At 71.5% G+C, this 14,351-nt stretch carries 11 protein-coding genes; 4 read left to right on the top strand and 7 right to left on the bottom strand.

Translation table 11 applies throughout. The annotated features are described in order from the left end of the window. Positions 1-96: 96 nt before the first annotated feature. From ACMATS_RS22480 to ACMATS_RS22465, 4 genes are all read right to left on the bottom strand, one after another. Positions 97-1,188 (bottom strand): HoxN/HupN/NixA family nickel/cobalt transporter, encoded by a 1,092-nt coding sequence (locus ACMATS_RS22480; RefSeq protein ID WP_414170766.1) that lies wholly within the window; start codon positions 1,186-1,188, stop codon positions 97-99. Between the two features lie 165 nt (positions 1,189-1,353). Continuing rightward, positions 1,354-2,550: a MarP family serine protease gene (locus ACMATS_RS22475; protein ID WP_390780010.1), complete on the bottom strand. Its 1,197-nt coding sequence runs from the start codon at positions 2,548-2,550 to the stop codon at positions 1,354-1,356. Positions 2,551-2,849: 299 nt separating this feature from the next. Continuing rightward, positions 2,850-5,063 carry an MMPL family transporter gene (locus ACMATS_RS22470; RefSeq protein WP_414168837.1) on the bottom strand — a complete coding sequence of 738 codons (2,214 nt, stop codon included), beginning with the start codon at positions 5,061-5,063 and terminating at the stop codon, positions 2,850-2,852. A gap of 101 nt (positions 5,064-5,164) precedes the next feature. Further along, complete coding sequence (locus ACMATS_RS22465) at positions 5,165-5,737, bottom strand: TetR/AcrR family transcriptional regulator (protein WP_390780174.1); 573 nt, start codon at positions 5,735-5,737, stop codon at positions 5,165-5,167. 187 nt (positions 5,738-5,924) lie between these two features. Here ACMATS_RS22465 and ACMATS_RS22460 point away from each other — a divergent pair, with 187 nt between their 5' ends. Further along, entirely contained in the window at positions 5,925-9,194 is a 3,270-nt protein-coding gene (locus tag ACMATS_RS22460; protein WP_414168836.1) for a S41 family peptidase, read from the top strand. Positions 9,195-9,305: 111 nt separating this feature from the next. On the opposite strand, the gene ACMATS_RS22455 is transcribed toward ACMATS_RS22460, so the two are convergent. The 3 genes from ACMATS_RS22455 to ACMATS_RS22445 all read right to left on the bottom strand — a co-directional run bounded on the left by ACMATS_RS22455 (position 9,306) and on the right by ACMATS_RS22445 (position 11,945). Next, complete coding sequence (locus tag ACMATS_RS22455) at positions 9,306-9,497, bottom strand: hypothetical protein (RefSeq protein WP_414168835.1); 192 nt, start codon at positions 9,495-9,497, stop codon at positions 9,306-9,308. 76 nt (positions 9,498-9,573) lie between these two features. Further along, positions 9,574-10,458 (bottom strand): SDR family oxidoreductase, encoded by an 885-nt coding sequence (locus tag ACMATS_RS22450; RefSeq protein ID WP_414168834.1) that lies wholly within the window; start codon positions 10,456-10,458, stop codon positions 9,574-9,576. Beyond that, positions 10,455-11,945: a flavin-containing monooxygenase gene (locus ACMATS_RS22445; RefSeq protein WP_414168833.1), complete on the bottom strand. Its 1,491-nt coding sequence runs from the start codon at positions 11,943-11,945 to the stop codon at positions 10,455-10,457. Before ACMATS_RS22445 ends, ACMATS_RS22450 begins: the two co-directional genes overlap by 4 nt. A 219-nt stretch (positions 11,946-12,164) precedes the next feature. Here ACMATS_RS22445 and ACMATS_RS22440 point away from each other — a divergent pair, with 219 nt between their 5' ends. The 3 genes from ACMATS_RS22440 to ACMATS_RS22430 all read left to right on the top strand — a co-directional run bounded on the left by ACMATS_RS22440 (position 12,165) and on the right by ACMATS_RS22430 (position 14,165). Next, positions 12,165-12,917 carry a DUF6879 family protein gene (locus ACMATS_RS22440; protein ID WP_414168832.1) on the top strand — a complete coding sequence of 251 codons (753 nt, stop codon included), beginning with the start codon at positions 12,165-12,167 and terminating at the stop codon, positions 12,915-12,917. After that, complete coding sequence (locus ACMATS_RS22435) at positions 12,914-13,756, top strand: helix-turn-helix transcriptional regulator (RefSeq protein ID WP_336416431.1); 843 nt, start codon at positions 12,914-12,916, stop codon at positions 13,754-13,756. Before ACMATS_RS22440 ends, ACMATS_RS22435 begins: the two co-directional genes overlap by 4 nt. A 187-nt stretch (positions 13,757-13,943) precedes the next feature. Then, positions 13,944-14,165 (top strand): hypothetical protein, encoded by a 222-nt coding sequence (locus ACMATS_RS22430; RefSeq protein ID WP_414170765.1) that lies wholly within the window; start codon positions 13,944-13,946, stop codon positions 14,163-14,165. Positions 14,166-14,351 lie beyond the last annotated feature (186 nt).

The raw sequence follows: 14,351 nt of genomic DNA, 5'->3' as shown, positions 1-14,351 counted from the left end.
GGTACTGCTCCTGCCGTGCCGATCGTTGCCAGTCCACCATGGTGCAACGCGCCCGATTCGCACTGTTGACCGGGGGTGGGCGGCCGGGGGCGCGGGTCAGGTCTCGGTGCGGTCGGCCAGGGCGGGGGCCGGGGCGGGGCGGACGTGGGCGGTCCACTTCTCCTCGACGCGGGCGGCCTTCCAGACCACCATCGCGAGCACCCACGTGACGAAGAACATGCCGACGATGACGAAGCCGACCGTGTTCAGGTCCAGTCCGCCGATCCAGTCCCAGAACGGGCCGTGCAGGTCCAGCTTGTCGGCGATCAGGCCCAGCAGTTCGACCGTGCCGATGACGAGCGCCACGGCGACGGACAGGCCGGTGATGACGAGGTTGTAGTAGACCTTGCGGACGGGCTTGGAGAAGGCCCAGCCGTAGGCGAAGTTCATGAACGAGCCGTCGATGGTGTCCAGCAGCGACATGCCCGCCGCGAAGAGCACGGGCAGGCAAAGGATCGCGTACCAGGGCAGGCCCGAGGCCGCGCCGGAGCCGGCCAGCACCAGCAGGGCCACCTCGGTGGCGGTGTCGAAGCCCAGGCCGAAGAGCAGGCCCAGCGGGTACATCTGCCACGGCTTGGAGATCGACTTCATGACGCGGCCGAGCAGCCGGTTCATGAGCCCGCGGTTGTTCAGCTGCTCCTCCAGCGCCTCCTCGTCGAAGTGGCCGGCGCGCATCTGCCGGAAGACCTTCCAGATCCCGGCCAGGATCACCACGTTGAAGATCGCGATGAGATAGAGGAAGGCGCCGGAGACGGTGGTGCCGATCCAGCCGGTGATCTGGTGGAGGGAGGAGTTCTCGTCCTGGACGGGCCCGGCCAGGGCCTTGACGCCGAGGGCGAGCAGGAAGGTCAGGCCGAAGACGACGCTGGAGTGGCCGAGCGAGAACCAGAAGCCCACGGACAGCGGGCGCTTGCCCTCGTGCATCAGCTTGCGCGTGGTGTTGTCGATGGCCGCGATGTGGTCGGCGTCGAAGGCGTGCCGCATGCCGAGCGTGTAGGCGGTGACGCCGATGCCGACGCCGAAGGTCTTCGTGCCCACGGTGTGGTGCTCGGGGGCCACGACGGCCACGAGCGTGAACCACCCGATGACGTGCAGGGCCAGGATGAAGGCGGCCATGCCGCCCATGCGGCGCCACTCGGCGCCCGTCATCACCGCTGCTATGCGGCGCAGGCCCGACGGACGCGCGTCCGGGGCGGAGGAGACGGAGCTGGCCACGGCAGGACCTTCCTACGGGTGTGCAAATGACGGCACACCGTAGGCGCGTTCCTGCCGTAGCTGCAAGCCATGCGCATCTGCGCGCCCCGGGGGTGCGCGCTACTGCGCCGCCCGGCTCCCCGTGTCCACCGGCACCGTCGCCCTGGCCCCGCGGGCCGCGTCCGCCGCGACCTGCTCGGCGGTCAGCACATAGCCGGTCTCCGCATTGGCCGTGGAGCGGGCGAAGACCACGCCGTAGACCTTCCCGGAGGGGCTCAGCAGCGGGCCGCCGGAGTTGCCGGGACGGACCGTGGAGCGTACGGAGAAGACCTCGCGGGTGGTGATGCCGTCGCCGTAGATGTCCTGGCCCTTGGCCCGGAGCTCGTTGGCGACGGCCGCGGCGCGCAGGTCCAGGCCGCCGTTCTCCGGGTAGCCGGCGACGACCGCCGCGTCCCCGCGCTTGGCGCTCTTGTCGAAGGGCAGGACGGGCGCGTCCAGGCCCGGCACGTCCAGGACGGCGACGTCGGTCTTCGGGTCGAAGAGGACGACCTTCGCCCGGTACGTCCGCCCGACGCCGCCCACGCGGACGGTCGGGTCGCTGACCCCGGCCACCACGTGCGCGTTGGTCATCACGTGCTCGTCGGCGTAGACGAAGCCGCTGCCCTCCTGGCCGCGGCGGCCGCTGCCGACGTCCGCCACGCCCTCGATCTTGACGACGCTGTCGCGCGCCGCCTGGGTGGCGGCGGTGGTGACCGCGTCGCCCGAGGCCTTGGGCACGCTGGTGGCGGGCTCGCTCTCGAAGGGGTTGAACACCTGCGGGAAGCCGGCGCCCGCCAGGGCGTCGGTGGTGCGGCTGAACCAGGTGGGCGCCTGCTCGGGCATCGCCTTCTGCACGGCGTTGAGCAGCGAGGAGTCCTTGATCTCCTGGGTGAGCAGGGTGGAGTTCGCCGAGACCAGCACGCTGGCGGCGACCCAGGCGACCAGGAGGGCCGCCAGCGAGTTGACGGCGGCGCCGCCGGCGCCGTCCAGACCGCGGACGGGGGCCCAGGTCAGGCTGCGGCGCAGCCGCCAGGCGAGCCGGCCGGCCAGGGCGTGGCCGATGCCGGCCGGGATCAGGACGACGAGCACGGCGACGACGGCGGCCGTCGCGGTGCCGGGCTCGAAGGGGCGCAGGGCGTACGGGAGCGCCCACACGCCGAGGACGGCTCCGCCGAGGAAGCCGGCGAGCAGGACGGCGCTCGCCACCAGGCCGCGGCGGTAGCCGGAGACGGCATAGCCGATGACGACCAGCAACAGGAGCAGATCGAGCAGGTTCACACGCGGGCCCTTTCCTTGTCGCGCGCCCCCGATCGCGCCACTGGGGAAAACGTGGTTTGCCGTACCGGCGGTTCCATGGGGTGGCCTTTGCCACGTTTCCGGCGCCCCGTAAGGGGCGCGGGGAACTGCGCGATCAGCCACGACGGACCCGCAGTCGGCGTCCCGGGGCTTCGCCCCGGACCCCTGGGGTGGTGCGTCGGCTGCAGGCAGGTGGGGGCTGGTCGCGCAGTTCCCCGCGCCCCTTACGGGGCGCTACGGCCCGCCCTCGTGGGAGGACGGGCCGCCGTCGGACAGGTACCTCAGACGCGCGTCAGGCGCGGGTCCTCGTCAGGATCGGCCGAGGCCACCGGAGCCGCAGCCGCCGGCACGGCAAGGGCCTCGCCCTCGACGTCCACGTTCGGGAGCAGCTTGCCCAGCCACGCGGGGAGCCACCACGCCGCCTTGCCCAGCAGGGCCAGCACCGCCGGGACGATCGCCATGCGCACGATGAACGCGTCGAAGAAGACCGCGATCGCGAGGCCGAAGCCCATCATCTTGATCATCGATTCGGACGAGCCGATGAAGCCGGCGAAGACGCTGATCATGATGACCGCCGCGGCGGACACCACCCGCGCCCCGTGCCGGAAGCCCGTCACGATGGCCTCGCCCGGCCGCTCGCCGTGCACGAACGCCTCCCGCATGCGGGTCACGAGGAACACCTCGTAGTCCATCGCGAGGCCGAACACCACGCCGACCATGAAGATCGGCATCATGCTCATGATCGGGCCGGTCTCCTCGACCCCGAGGATCCCGCTGAGCCAGCCCCACTGGAAGACCGCGACGACGGCGCCCAGCGCGGCGACGACGGAGAGCAGGAAGCCCAGCGCCGCCTTGAGCGGCACCAGCACCGAGCGGAAGACGACCATCAGCAGCAGGAAGGCCAGGCCGACGACCAGCGCCAGGTAGGGCAGCAGCGCGTCGTTCAGCTTCTGCGAGACGTCGATGTTCATCGCCGTCTGGCCCGTGACGAGCACCTGGGCGCCCGTGTCGTCCTTGATGGACGCGCCCTTGTCGCGGATCGCGTGGACCAGGTCCTCGGTCTCCTTGCCGCTGGGCTTGGACTTGGGGATGACGGTGATCGTCGCGGTGTCGCCGTCGTGGTTGAAGCGGGCCGGCGTGACCATGGCGACGTCGTCCAGGCCCTTGACCGTCTTCTCCACGGACTGCGCGGCGGCCTTCGGGTTGTCGCTCCCGCCCGCGTCGACGACCAGCATCAGCGGCCCGTTGAAGCCCGCGCCGAAGCCGTCCGACAGCAGGTCGTACGCCTTGCGCTGGGTCGTCTTCACCGGCTGCGAGCCGTCGTCCGGCAGGCCCAGCTCCAGCGAGGCGGCCGGGACGGCGACCGCGCCGAGGCCGATCACACCGGCCAGCAGCACCATCACCGGGCGGCGCAGCACGAAGCGGGCCCAGCGCGTGCCCATGTTGGGCTTGCCGCTGTCGGCGGCAGTGCCCTTGCGGACCTTCCGCGAGAGCACCTGGCGGCCCCAGAAGCCCAGCAGCGCCGGGATCAGGGTGAGGGCGATCAGCACCGCGATGGCGACCGTGCCGGCCGCGGCGAGGCCCATCTGGGTCAGGACCGGGATGTTGACGACGGCCAGGCCGGCCAGCGCGATGACGACCGTGAGGCCGGCGAAGACCACGGCGGAACCGGCCGTGCCGACGGCCCGTCCGGCGGCCTCCTCGCGCTCGCGGCCCTCGGCGACCTCGGCCCGGTAGCGGGAGACGATGAAGAGCGCGTAGTCGATGCCGACCGCGAGGCCGATCATCATCGCGAGCGTCGAGGTGTTGCTGGAGAGGCCCAGCGTGGCGGAGAGCGCGGTGATCGAGGAGATGCCGATGCCGACGCCGATGATCGCGGTCAGCAGCGGCAGCCCCGCCGCGACCAGCGAGCCGAAGGTGACCAGCAGCACGACGGCGGAGATCGCCATGCCGAAGACCTCGGTGTTGCCGCCCTCGGGCATCGACTGCAGCGCGCTGCCGCCGGTCTCGACGGTCAGCCCGGCGTCACGCCCGTGCTCGGCCGCGTCCTTGAGGTTGGTGCGCGAGTCCTCGGTGAGCTCGTTGGACTTCACCTTGTAGGTGACGGACGCGTACGCGGTGGTCCCGTCCCGGCTGACGGCCTTGGCCTGGAACGGGTCGGCGACCGACTCGACCTGGGAGCCCCCGCCCTTCAGCTCGGTGACGACCTTCTCGACCTTGGCCGTGTTCTTCGGGTCGGTGATCTTCTGGCCCTCGGGGGCCTTGAACACCAGGCGCGCGCTCGCGCCGTCGGCACGCTGGCCGGGGAAGCGCTTCTCCAGCAGGTCGAAGGCGTGCTGCGCCTCGGTGCCGGGGATGGAGAAGCTGTCGTTGGTGGCTTTGGAGGCGGTGGCGGCGCCGGCTCCGGCGAGCGCCAGCAGCGTCACCCATATCAGGGCGACGTACCAGCGGCGCCGGAAGGCGAGCCGGCCGAGTTTGTAGAGGAACGTGGCCACGAGGCGGGTGCTCCCGTCGGGTCGGTGCGAAGGAATGCGGGCGTGGGAGTCCAGCCCGACGACGAGAGCGGCGTGTCAGGTGACTCGGTTGGGTTGTGGTTCTAGAGGCCGAGAGCGGGGAGGATCACGGCGTCGATGTAGCGGCTGAGGTACTCCGAGTCCGCGGTGCGGTCCTCGATCAGCGGACGGGCGATGAAGCCGCCGAGCACCATGTGCCCGACGAACGGCAGCGCCGGATTGCCCGCCTCGATCTCCCCCCGGTCGACGGCCCGCCGGAACATGGCGTCCAGCGCGTCCATCTCGGGTTGGATCAGCAGCTCGCGCAGTGCCTGTTTCAGGTCCGGATCCCGGTGGATCGCATGCTGGAGCCCTCGCATGAGGGCCGCGTCCTTGTCCATCCGGTCCTGGTCGGCGCTGCACACCATGAACTGGAGGTCACCGCGCACCGTACCGGTGTCGATGTCCGCCAGGCTCATCGGCTTGTCGTGCCGCAGCGCGCTCGCGACCAGTTCGGGCTTGCCCTTCCACTGGCGGTAGAGGGTGGCCTTGCTGGCGCGGGTCCGGGCGGCGACGGCGTCCATCGTGAGGGCGTCGTAACCGACCTCGCGCAGAAGTGCGAGGACCGCCTCGTAGAGCTCGGCCTCGCGTTCGGGCGTCAGCCGGGTGCGGCGCACCGCCGGCTTGGGTGTGTCCGTAGGCATTCCGCCTCCTTCCCGGCCGAAGCTGTCGTACGAAACGGTTTCGTACCGTACGAGCGTAAGCCGGGCGGAGAGCGAAACGGGACCGTTTCGATGGTGTTCTCGGTCACTGACGGACGCGGACCGAGTTGCCGGGCCGCTGCCCCGTCGAAACGATGGTGGGGTGAGAGAGGACTCTGGTTCGTATCTACGGTTCCCCCACATCCACGGCGATCTGGTCTGTTTCGTCGCCGAGGACGACCTCTGGCTCGCCTCCCTGGCCCCCGAGGGGGAGCGGCCGTGGCGGCTCACCGTCGACCGCACCCGCTGCGGGCACCCGCGGTTCTCCCCCGACGGGGAGTCGATCGCGTTCACCACCTGGCGCAGCCTCGATCCCGAGGTCCATCTGGTGCCCGTCTCCGGCGGGCCCGCCCGCCGGCTCAGCCACTGGGGCAGCAGCGACGCCCGGGTCTGCGGCTGGGCGCCGTCCGACCGCGGCAGCGGGTACGACATCCTCGCCGTCTCCTCGCACGGCCAGCCCTTCTCCTACTTCTCCTGGGCCTACCGGCTGCCCACCGACGGCAGTCCGGGCCTGCGGCTGCCCTGGGGCCCGGTGTCCGACATCGCGATGGGCGACGTCGACGGCGAGCACCGCACCCTGCTGCTCGCGGGCAAGCCGCCGCACGAGCCCGCCTCCTGGAAGCGCTACCGGGGCGGCGCCATGGGCAGGCTGTGGCTGCACGGGCAGCGGCTGGTGCCGGACCTGAACGGCCACCTGGACTCGGTGATGTTCGTGGGCGGCCGGATCGCCTTCCTCTCCGACCACGAGGGCACCGGCAACCTCTACTCCGTCCTCCCCGACGGATCCGATCTGCGCCGGCACACCGACCACGCCGACTTCTACGCCCGGCACGCCTCGACCGACGGCTCGCGCGTGGTCTACCAGTGCGCGGGCGCGCTGTGGCTGGTGGAGGACTTCGGCCCGGACGCCGTCCCGCGCCGGCTGGACGTCCGCCTCGGCGGCCCGCGCGCCGGGCGCCGCACGTACCAGGTGCAGGCCTCGAACCACGTCGACGCCCTGGCCGTCGACACCACCGGCCGGGCCAGCGCCGTCCAGGTGCGCGGCAGCCTCTACTGGCTCACCCACCGCGACGGCCCCGCCCGGGCCATCTCCGACACCCCGGGCGTACGGGTGCGGCTGCCGGAGATGCTCGGCTCGACCGGCCGGATCGCGTATGTGACGGACGCGGAGGGCGAGGACGCCATCGAGATCGCCCAACTGCCGCGCGCCGCCGGGCCGTCCGCGCCGCGCCGGGTGGCGGCCGGGCGGATCGGGCGGGTGCACGAGACGCTCGGTTCGCCGGACGGGGCGCGGCTGGCCGTCGCCGCGCACGACGGGCGGCTGCTGCTGGTGGACACCTCGGCCGAGGGCGCGGGCGAGGTCACCGAGCTGGTCCGGTCCGTCAACGGGCCCGTGCGCGACCTGTCGTTCTCCCCCGACTCGGCCTGGCTGACCTGGTCCCATCCCCGCGTCGGCCGCTCGCTGCGGCAGATCAGGATCGCCAGACTGGCGGACGGGACGGTCGTGGACGTCACCAACGGCCGCTTCGAGGACGAGCAGCCGGTGTTCACCCGCGACGGCCGCTACCTCGCCTTCCTCTCCTGGCGCGGCTTCGACCCGGTCTACGACGTGCACACCGGCGACCTGTCCTTCCCGCTGGGCTGCCGCCCCTACCTCGTCCCGCTGTCCTCGGCGACGCCCTCGCCCTTCGCCCTGACCATCGAGGGCCGCCCGGCGGGCGGCGGGCTCGACCAGGACGAGGGCGGCGGCGAGGAGGGCGCGACCCTGGTCGAGGCCGAAGGTCTGGAGAGCCGGGTGACGCCCTTCCCCGTCGCCGCCTCCAAGTACTCGCACCTCTACCCCGTCAGCGGCGGCGGGCTGGTGTGGCTGCGCTGGCCGATCTCCGGCGCGCTCGGCGAGACCTTCGCCAATCCCGCCGACACCTCCGGCCGCCCCACCCTGGAGCACTTCGACCTGGCCAAGGCCAAGCGCTCCGAACTCACCTCGTCCATCGACTGGTTCGCGGTCAGCGGCGACGGCACCCGGCTCGTCGTCAACGACGAGGGCGACCTGCGGGCCGTGCCCTCGACCGAGTCCGGCGACCCCGAGTCGACCGTCTTCATCGACATGCGCCGCATCCTGCACGAGGTCGACCCGGCCGCGGAGTGGCGGCAGGCGTACGAGGAGGCGGGCCGGATCATCCGGGCGTACTTCTGGGAGCCGGGCATGTGCGGCATCGACTGGGACGCGGTGCTGGAGCAGTACCGGCCGCTGGTCGAACGGGTCGCCTCCCCCGACGACTTCGCCGACCTGCTGCGCGAGGTCCTCGGCGAACTCGGCACCTCCCACGCCTACGTCACCCCCGCCCGCCGCAACGAGGGCCCGCCGCACTACCAGCGCGCCATCGGCCTGCTCGGCGCGAACCTGACGCACCTGAAGGACGGCAGCTGGGCGGTGCGGCGCATCCTGCCCGGCGACTCCTCCGACTCCAAGGCCCGTTCCCCGCTGGCCGGTTCGGGCATCCGCGAGGGCGCGATCCTCACCCACGTCGACGGCCGCCCGGTCGACCCGGTCGCCGGCCCGTACCCGCTGCTGGCGGCGGCCGGCGGCACCACGGTCGAGCTGGCCTTCCACCCGCCCGAGGCCGACGGGCACGCGCGCCGCGTGGCCGTCGTCCCGCTCGTCGACGAACGGCCGCTGCGCTACCAGGACTGGGTGGCCAAGCGCCGCGCGGTCGTCCGCGAGCTCAGCAACGGCAAGTGCGGCTACCTGCACATCCCCGACATGGGCGGCTCCGGCTGGGCGCAGTTCAACCGCGACCTGCGGATGGAGATGTCGCTCCCGGCCCTGATCGTCGACGTGCGCGGCAACGCGGGCGGCAACATCAGCGAGCTGGTGGTGGAGAAGCTCACCCGCACCATCATCGGCTGGGACCTCACCCGCGACGCCCAGCCCGTCTCGTACGCGAGCACCGCGCCGCGCGGCCCGATCGTCGCCATCGCCGACGAAATGACCTCCTCCGACGGCGACATGATCACCGCGGCCTTCAAACTCCAGGGCATCGGCCCGGTCGTGGGCCTGCGCACCTGGGGCGGCGTGGTCGGCATGACCGGGCGGCACCGGCTGGGCGACGGCACCTCGATCACGGTGCCGATGAACGCGGCCTGGTTCGACGCCTACCGGTGGGGCGTGGAGAACCACGGGGTCGAGCCCGACATCGAGGTCGACCGTACGCCGCTGGACTGGGCGGAGGGGCGGCACAAGCAGCTGGACGATGCGGTGGCGCTGGCGCTGGACCTTTTGGAGCGGCACGGTGCGGCTACGCCGCCGGACTATTCGGGGGTGCCGGATCTGCGGCGGCCGGTGCTGCCGCCGCGGGGCAGCGCCCCGTAACCGGGGCTTCGCCCCGGGCCCCTGGGGTGGTGCGTCGACTGCGGGCCGGCGGTGGCTGAGCGCGCAGTTCCCCGCGCCCCTTACGGGGCGCGGGGAACCGGATGGCGCCGCTCAGCTGAGGTCGTCGTCCTGGATGTCGTCCAGGGACTGCTGCCGGCCCTGCTGTTGCTGCTGGCGCTGTTGCTGCTGCTGGCGCACCTTGTCCTGGGTCTGCTGGCCCTTCTGCTGGGCCTGCTGCTTGGCCTGTTGGGCCTTTTCCTTGGCCTGCTGGGCCTTCTTCTGCATGTCGTCCTTCATGCCCATGCTGTGCTCACTCCTCAGGGGTGATGGTGGTCGGGCACGGCCAGCCTCACATGCAGGAATGAAAGCCGCATTTCGATCAGTTACGCTCCGTGCGCTCCTTGGTGTCGGCCAGGCCGCCCGCGCCCACCAGCCCGCCGGGCAGGGCCGTCAGCCGGGGCTCCGCGCGCCGCATCTCGCGCGGCCCGGCCAGGGCGATCAGCCCCGGCAGCGCCCAGCGCACCGGCTGCATGCCGCGCAGCCACCACTGGGCGTACACGTGCGACGAGCGGCGCTCGATGCCCGCCACGAGCCGGTCGACGGCGGGGCCGAGCGGGTAGGTGCGGTTGGCGGGCCACGGCAGCCGCTGCCGCAGCTCGCGCATCACGTCGTTCTCGTCGGCGCCGCGCACCATGTCGGTGTCGGTCCAGCTGAGGTACGCCACCCCGACCCGTACGCCCTTGTGCCCGACCTCGGCGCGCAGGCAGTGCGCGTACGCCTCCACGCCCGCCTTCGAGGCGCAGTACGCGGTCATCATCGGCGCGGGCGCGAGGGCGGCGAGCGAGGCGACCTGCAGCAGATAGCCACGGCTCTCGGCCAGGACGGGCAGGAAGGCCCGCCCGGTGACGGCGCTGCCGACCAGGTTGACCTCGACGACGCGGCGCCACGCCTCCGGGTCGGAGTCGGCCAGCGGACCGCCCGCGGCCACACCGGCGTTGGCGACGACGACGTCGACCTTGCCGAAGCAGGCCTTGACCTCGCGGGCCACCTGGTCCATGGCCTCGTGGTCGGTGACGTCGGCGTGCCAGTGGGCGGAGTCGGTGCGCAAGGTCTCGGCGACGCGCCGCAGTCCGTCCGGCTCCAGGCCCACCAGGGCCACGTGCGCCCCGCGCGCGGCCAGCTTGCGGGAGAGCAGCTCCCCCACGCCGCGGGCCGCCCCGGTGACGACGGCGACCTGGCCGGTCAGGCTCGTACGGGCGCTCATCGGGCCGCCTCCGCCGGGATCCGGGCCGGGCGCAGCAGTTGGTACTCGGCGAGGTCGACGCGGCGGGTGACCCGGCGGAACTCGCCCGTACTCCCGGGCCAGACCACGGTGTTGCGGCCTTCCGCGTCGAGATACCAGCTGTCGCAGCCACCGCTGTTCCACACCGTGCGCTCCAGCCGCTGCTGGAGGCTCCGGTTCCAGGCGCGGACGGCGGAGGGGCGGGCGTCGAGCGCGGCGCGCCCGCCGAGGACGTCCAACTGCCGGAGGAAATCGGCGAGATAGTTCAGCTGGGCCTCGATGATGAGGATCATCGAGCTGTTCCCGAGGCCGGTGTTGGGCCCGATGACGGTGAGGAAGTTGGGGAAGCCGGCGGCGGTGGTGCCGCGCAGGGCGGCCATGCCGTCCTTCCACTCCTCGGCGAGCGTGGTCCCGGCGGCGCCGGTGACGCGCTCGGCGATCGGCATGTCGGTCACCCGGAAGCCGGTGCCGAAGACGATGGCGTCGGCCTCGGCCTCCGTGCCGTCGGCGGCGACGAGCGTGGAGCCGCGGACCGCGGCGAGCCCGGAGGGGACGAGGTCGACGTTGGGTTGTGCCAGGGCCGGGTAGTAGTCGTTGGACAGCAGGATGCGCTTGCAGCCGATGCGGTAGTCCGGGGTGAGCAGGGCGCGCATCCCCGGATCCTTGATCGCCTTCGCCATGTGGGCCGTGGCGAGGCCTTCTATCCAGCCCAGCTGGTCCGGCCACTTGGTGAACAGGTTGACCTGCATCTCCCTGATGCCCCACAGCACTCCGCGGCGCAGGGCGCGGGTGGCGGGCACCCGAGTGTGCAGCCAGCGCTCGGCCGCGGTGATCCGCCGGTCGGCGCGCGGCAGCACCCAGGGCGGGGTGCGCTGGAAGAGCGTGAGCCGCCGGACGTCCGGCTGGACGCCGGGCACGAGCTGGATGGCGGAGGCGCCGGTGCCGATGACGGCGACGCGCTTGCCGCGCAGGTCGTAGGAGTGGTCCCAGCGGGAGGAGTGGAAGACCTTGCCGGGGAAGCCGTCGAGCCCGGGAACGTCCGGCACCTTGGGGTCGGCGAGCGGCCCGGTGGCGGAGACGACGACGTCGGCGGTGAGGGCACCGCCACCGGCGTCGATCTCCCAGAGCAGCCGCTCGGTGTCCCACCGCAGGGCTCTCACCTCGGAGTTGAAGCGGATGTGGGACCGCAGCCCGAAGACGTCGGTGACCCGCTCCAGGTAGGCGCGGATGTGCTCCTGGCCGGAGAAGTTGCGCGGCCACTCGGGGTTGGGGGCGAAGGAGAAGGAGTAGAGGTGGGAGGGGACGTCGCAGGCGCAGCCCGGATAGGTGTTGTCCCGCCAGGTGCCCCCGACGGCTCCGGCGCGCTCCAGGACCACGAAGTCGGTGACCCCTTCCCGACGCAGCCGCACGGCCGCCCCCAGCCCACCGAACCCGGCCCCGATCACCGCCACCCGTACGTGCTCGGTCATGACTGCCGCAGCCTCCCGGATCGCTCCGACTGTGCCAGCGATTGCTGGCACAGTCGGGAGCGTAAGTCAGGTGGTGGGGGCTGCGATAGGGGCCCGGAGCAAGGGAGTTACCGAGGGTCACACCTGTCGCGGCGCGCGAATAATCGCGAATCACGCCGGACAGCGGCCGCGGACGGCGCCATCCTGGATGCCACCTGCCCGGCGAGAGGGGAAACGGCGATGGCCCGACGACTGCGCTTCATCGGCACGAACTCCGGAAACAATGGCTGCCCGACGCTGTACGAGGACCTGGATACGGGAGAAGTCCTGGTCCAGGGGGAGGCAGTGACCGACCCCGAGGACGTGGCGCAACTCCGGAACGTGAAGGAGGGGGAGGGATTCGTGGTGGTCCCCCGCGTACTGCTGACCGACTTCGCTCCGCGGGATGCCGCCAGGGTCGCCACGATGATCGGCTTTGAAGAGTTCGACGACATGTTCGAAAGCTTCGAGCACACGGCATGGCGCCTCGAGTCCAGGCGCCGCTACAGGTCGGACGAGGAGACGGAGACGTACCGGCGATTCACGCGCGGCGAGGATGCGGGCTGGGATCCGGACGACCCGTGGTGCACCTCCCGCCGCGCGCAGGCCGCACTGGGCAAGCGATTCGAGCGGGTGCGGATCGTGGACAACCCGCCCACTCCCGGCCAGCGTTACCTGCTCGACAATGCACGCCGCAACGCCGCCGTCGGCGAGGACATCCGGAACCTCTGGAGGAGCGATGCCGCCCGACTGAGGCTTCCCGACGACGACTTCTGGCTCTTCGACTCCCGCGTGATCGCCCGTCTTCGCTTCGACGACGCCGACGGGATCACGGGGGTCGAGCTGATCACGAACCCGGTGGAGGTTGGGCGCGCCTGCCAGGTCCGGGACGCAGCCTGGCACTACGCCGTGCCCCATGACGTCTTCGCGGCTCGGGTACCGTCCATCGAGTGACCACGGACTTCCAGCAAGCCAGGCTCTCCCTCGGTGCGCGACTCCGCGAGCTGCGCACCGAAGGAGGGCTTACCGGAAGGGGGTTGGCGGATCGGCTGGGGTGGTCCCAGTCCAAGGTCAGCAAACTGGAGACCGGCAGGCAGACGGCCACCGCGGACGACCTGCGGGCCTGGGCGGAGGGAACCGGCCGGCCCGAGACGGCGGAGGAGCTGACGACGCGCCTCCGCAGCCTGGAGTCGCGCTCCCGGTCCTGGCGCAGACAACTCGCCGCTGGGCACAAGCCCGTGCAGGACGCTCTCACCGCCGCATACGAACGGTCCTCCGTGTTCCATGCATGGGAAGGGTCGATGGTCGTCGGCATGCTTCAGACGGCGGAGTACGCCAGGCACGTGTTCTCGCGGTACGTGGACCTCCACCGGTCGATGCGGGACGTCGAGGAGGCTGTGCGCGCACGCATCAAGCGCCAGGAGCTGCTCTATCTGCCGGGGAAGACCTACCGCATCCTCATGTGGGAAGCGGCGCTGCGCTCCCTCGTCTGCCCGCCCGCGGTACTTGCCGCGCAGCTCGACCGCCTGAACGGCGTTCTCGGTCTGGACACCGTGGTCCTGGGCATCGTCCCGTTCGAGGCTCCGCTCGCGATCCCGCCGGCCAACGGGTTCTGGGTGTACGACGAACGGCTGGTGATCGCGGAGGACTGGCACGCGGAGCTGTGGCTCGACGACTCGGAGAGCGTCGGCGTACACCTCCGGGTGTGGCAGACCTTGTCGGATGCGGCCGTCTACGGAGCGGATGCGCATCGCATCATCACACGGGCCCAACGCGCCCTCAGAGTCCCGTGAGCATCACGCAGACATGCCGCTGTCCGAACTCGAATATTCGCGAATCGAAGCCTCCAGCCCCAACACCGCTTCTCTAACGTGCCGTTCATGGAGAACACAACACAAGGCGGAAGCGGTCACCGAGGCCACCGGCCTGAAGCCCGGAACCCCCGCCCTCGACACCCGAACCGGCCGCCTCGGCATCGTCATGGGCACCGAAGGCCCGTACATCCAGCTCCGCCCGCAGGGCGGCGGCCGCGAGTGGGACTGCCCGCCCGCGAACGTCCGGCCCGTCGGGACGACGAAGCGCTGCGTGGAGTGCTCCACGATCAAAGCCGAGCACGCGGAGGCCGTTGCCGCAGGCGACGTGAGCAGGGCGACCGACTGCACCGTCCTCATGGGGCGCCATCAGCGCGCAGCGCACACCTGAGCCGGAGCCGCCACCCGTCCCGGGCAGCCTGCACCGCTATGTGGTCGCCATCGGCTTCAAGGCCGAACACGCCAAGATATTGAAGAAGCGATGAACCGGACCGTCCCGTCTCATCCCGTCCCCGGTAAAAATGCGGCTGCGGAATACGGCATTACTCTGGGAAATGACCCCCCTGTCTGGGAGCTT

Source organism: Streptoverticillium reticulum (assembly GCF_047456005.1).
In the GTDB taxonomy this organism is placed as follows: Bacteria; Actinomycetota; Actinomycetes; order Streptomycetales; family Streptomycetaceae; genus Streptomyces; species Streptomyces reticulum.
The sequence above is the reverse complement of the archived record's forward strand: the minus strand, read 5'-3'. Positions and strand labels throughout refer to the sequence as shown.

Bases quoted from the DNA above. Each gene is read 5' to 3' on its own strand.
- ACMATS_RS22480 (WP_414170766.1), bottom strand. From the start codon at position 1,188: ATGACGGGCGCCGAGTGGCGCCGCATGGGCGGCATGGCCGCCTTCATC.
- ACMATS_RS22455 (WP_414168835.1), bottom strand. From the start codon at position 9,497: ATGGGCATGAAGGACGACATGCAGAAGAAGGCCCAGCAGGCCAAGGAA.
- ACMATS_RS22450 (WP_414168834.1), bottom strand. From the start codon at position 10,458: ATGAGCGCCCGTACGAGCCTGACCGGCCAGGTCGCCGTCGTCACCGGG.
- ACMATS_RS22445 (WP_414168833.1), bottom strand. From the start codon at position 11,945: ATGACCGAGCACGTACGGGTGGCGGTGATCGGGGCCGGGTTCGGTGGG.
- ACMATS_RS22440 (WP_414168832.1), top strand. From the start codon at position 12,165: ATGGCCCGACGACTGCGCTTCATCGGCACGAACTCCGGAAACAATGGC.
- ACMATS_RS22430 (WP_414170765.1), top strand. From the start codon at position 13,944: ATGGGCACCGAAGGCCCGTACATCCAGCTCCGCCCGCAGGGCGGCGGC.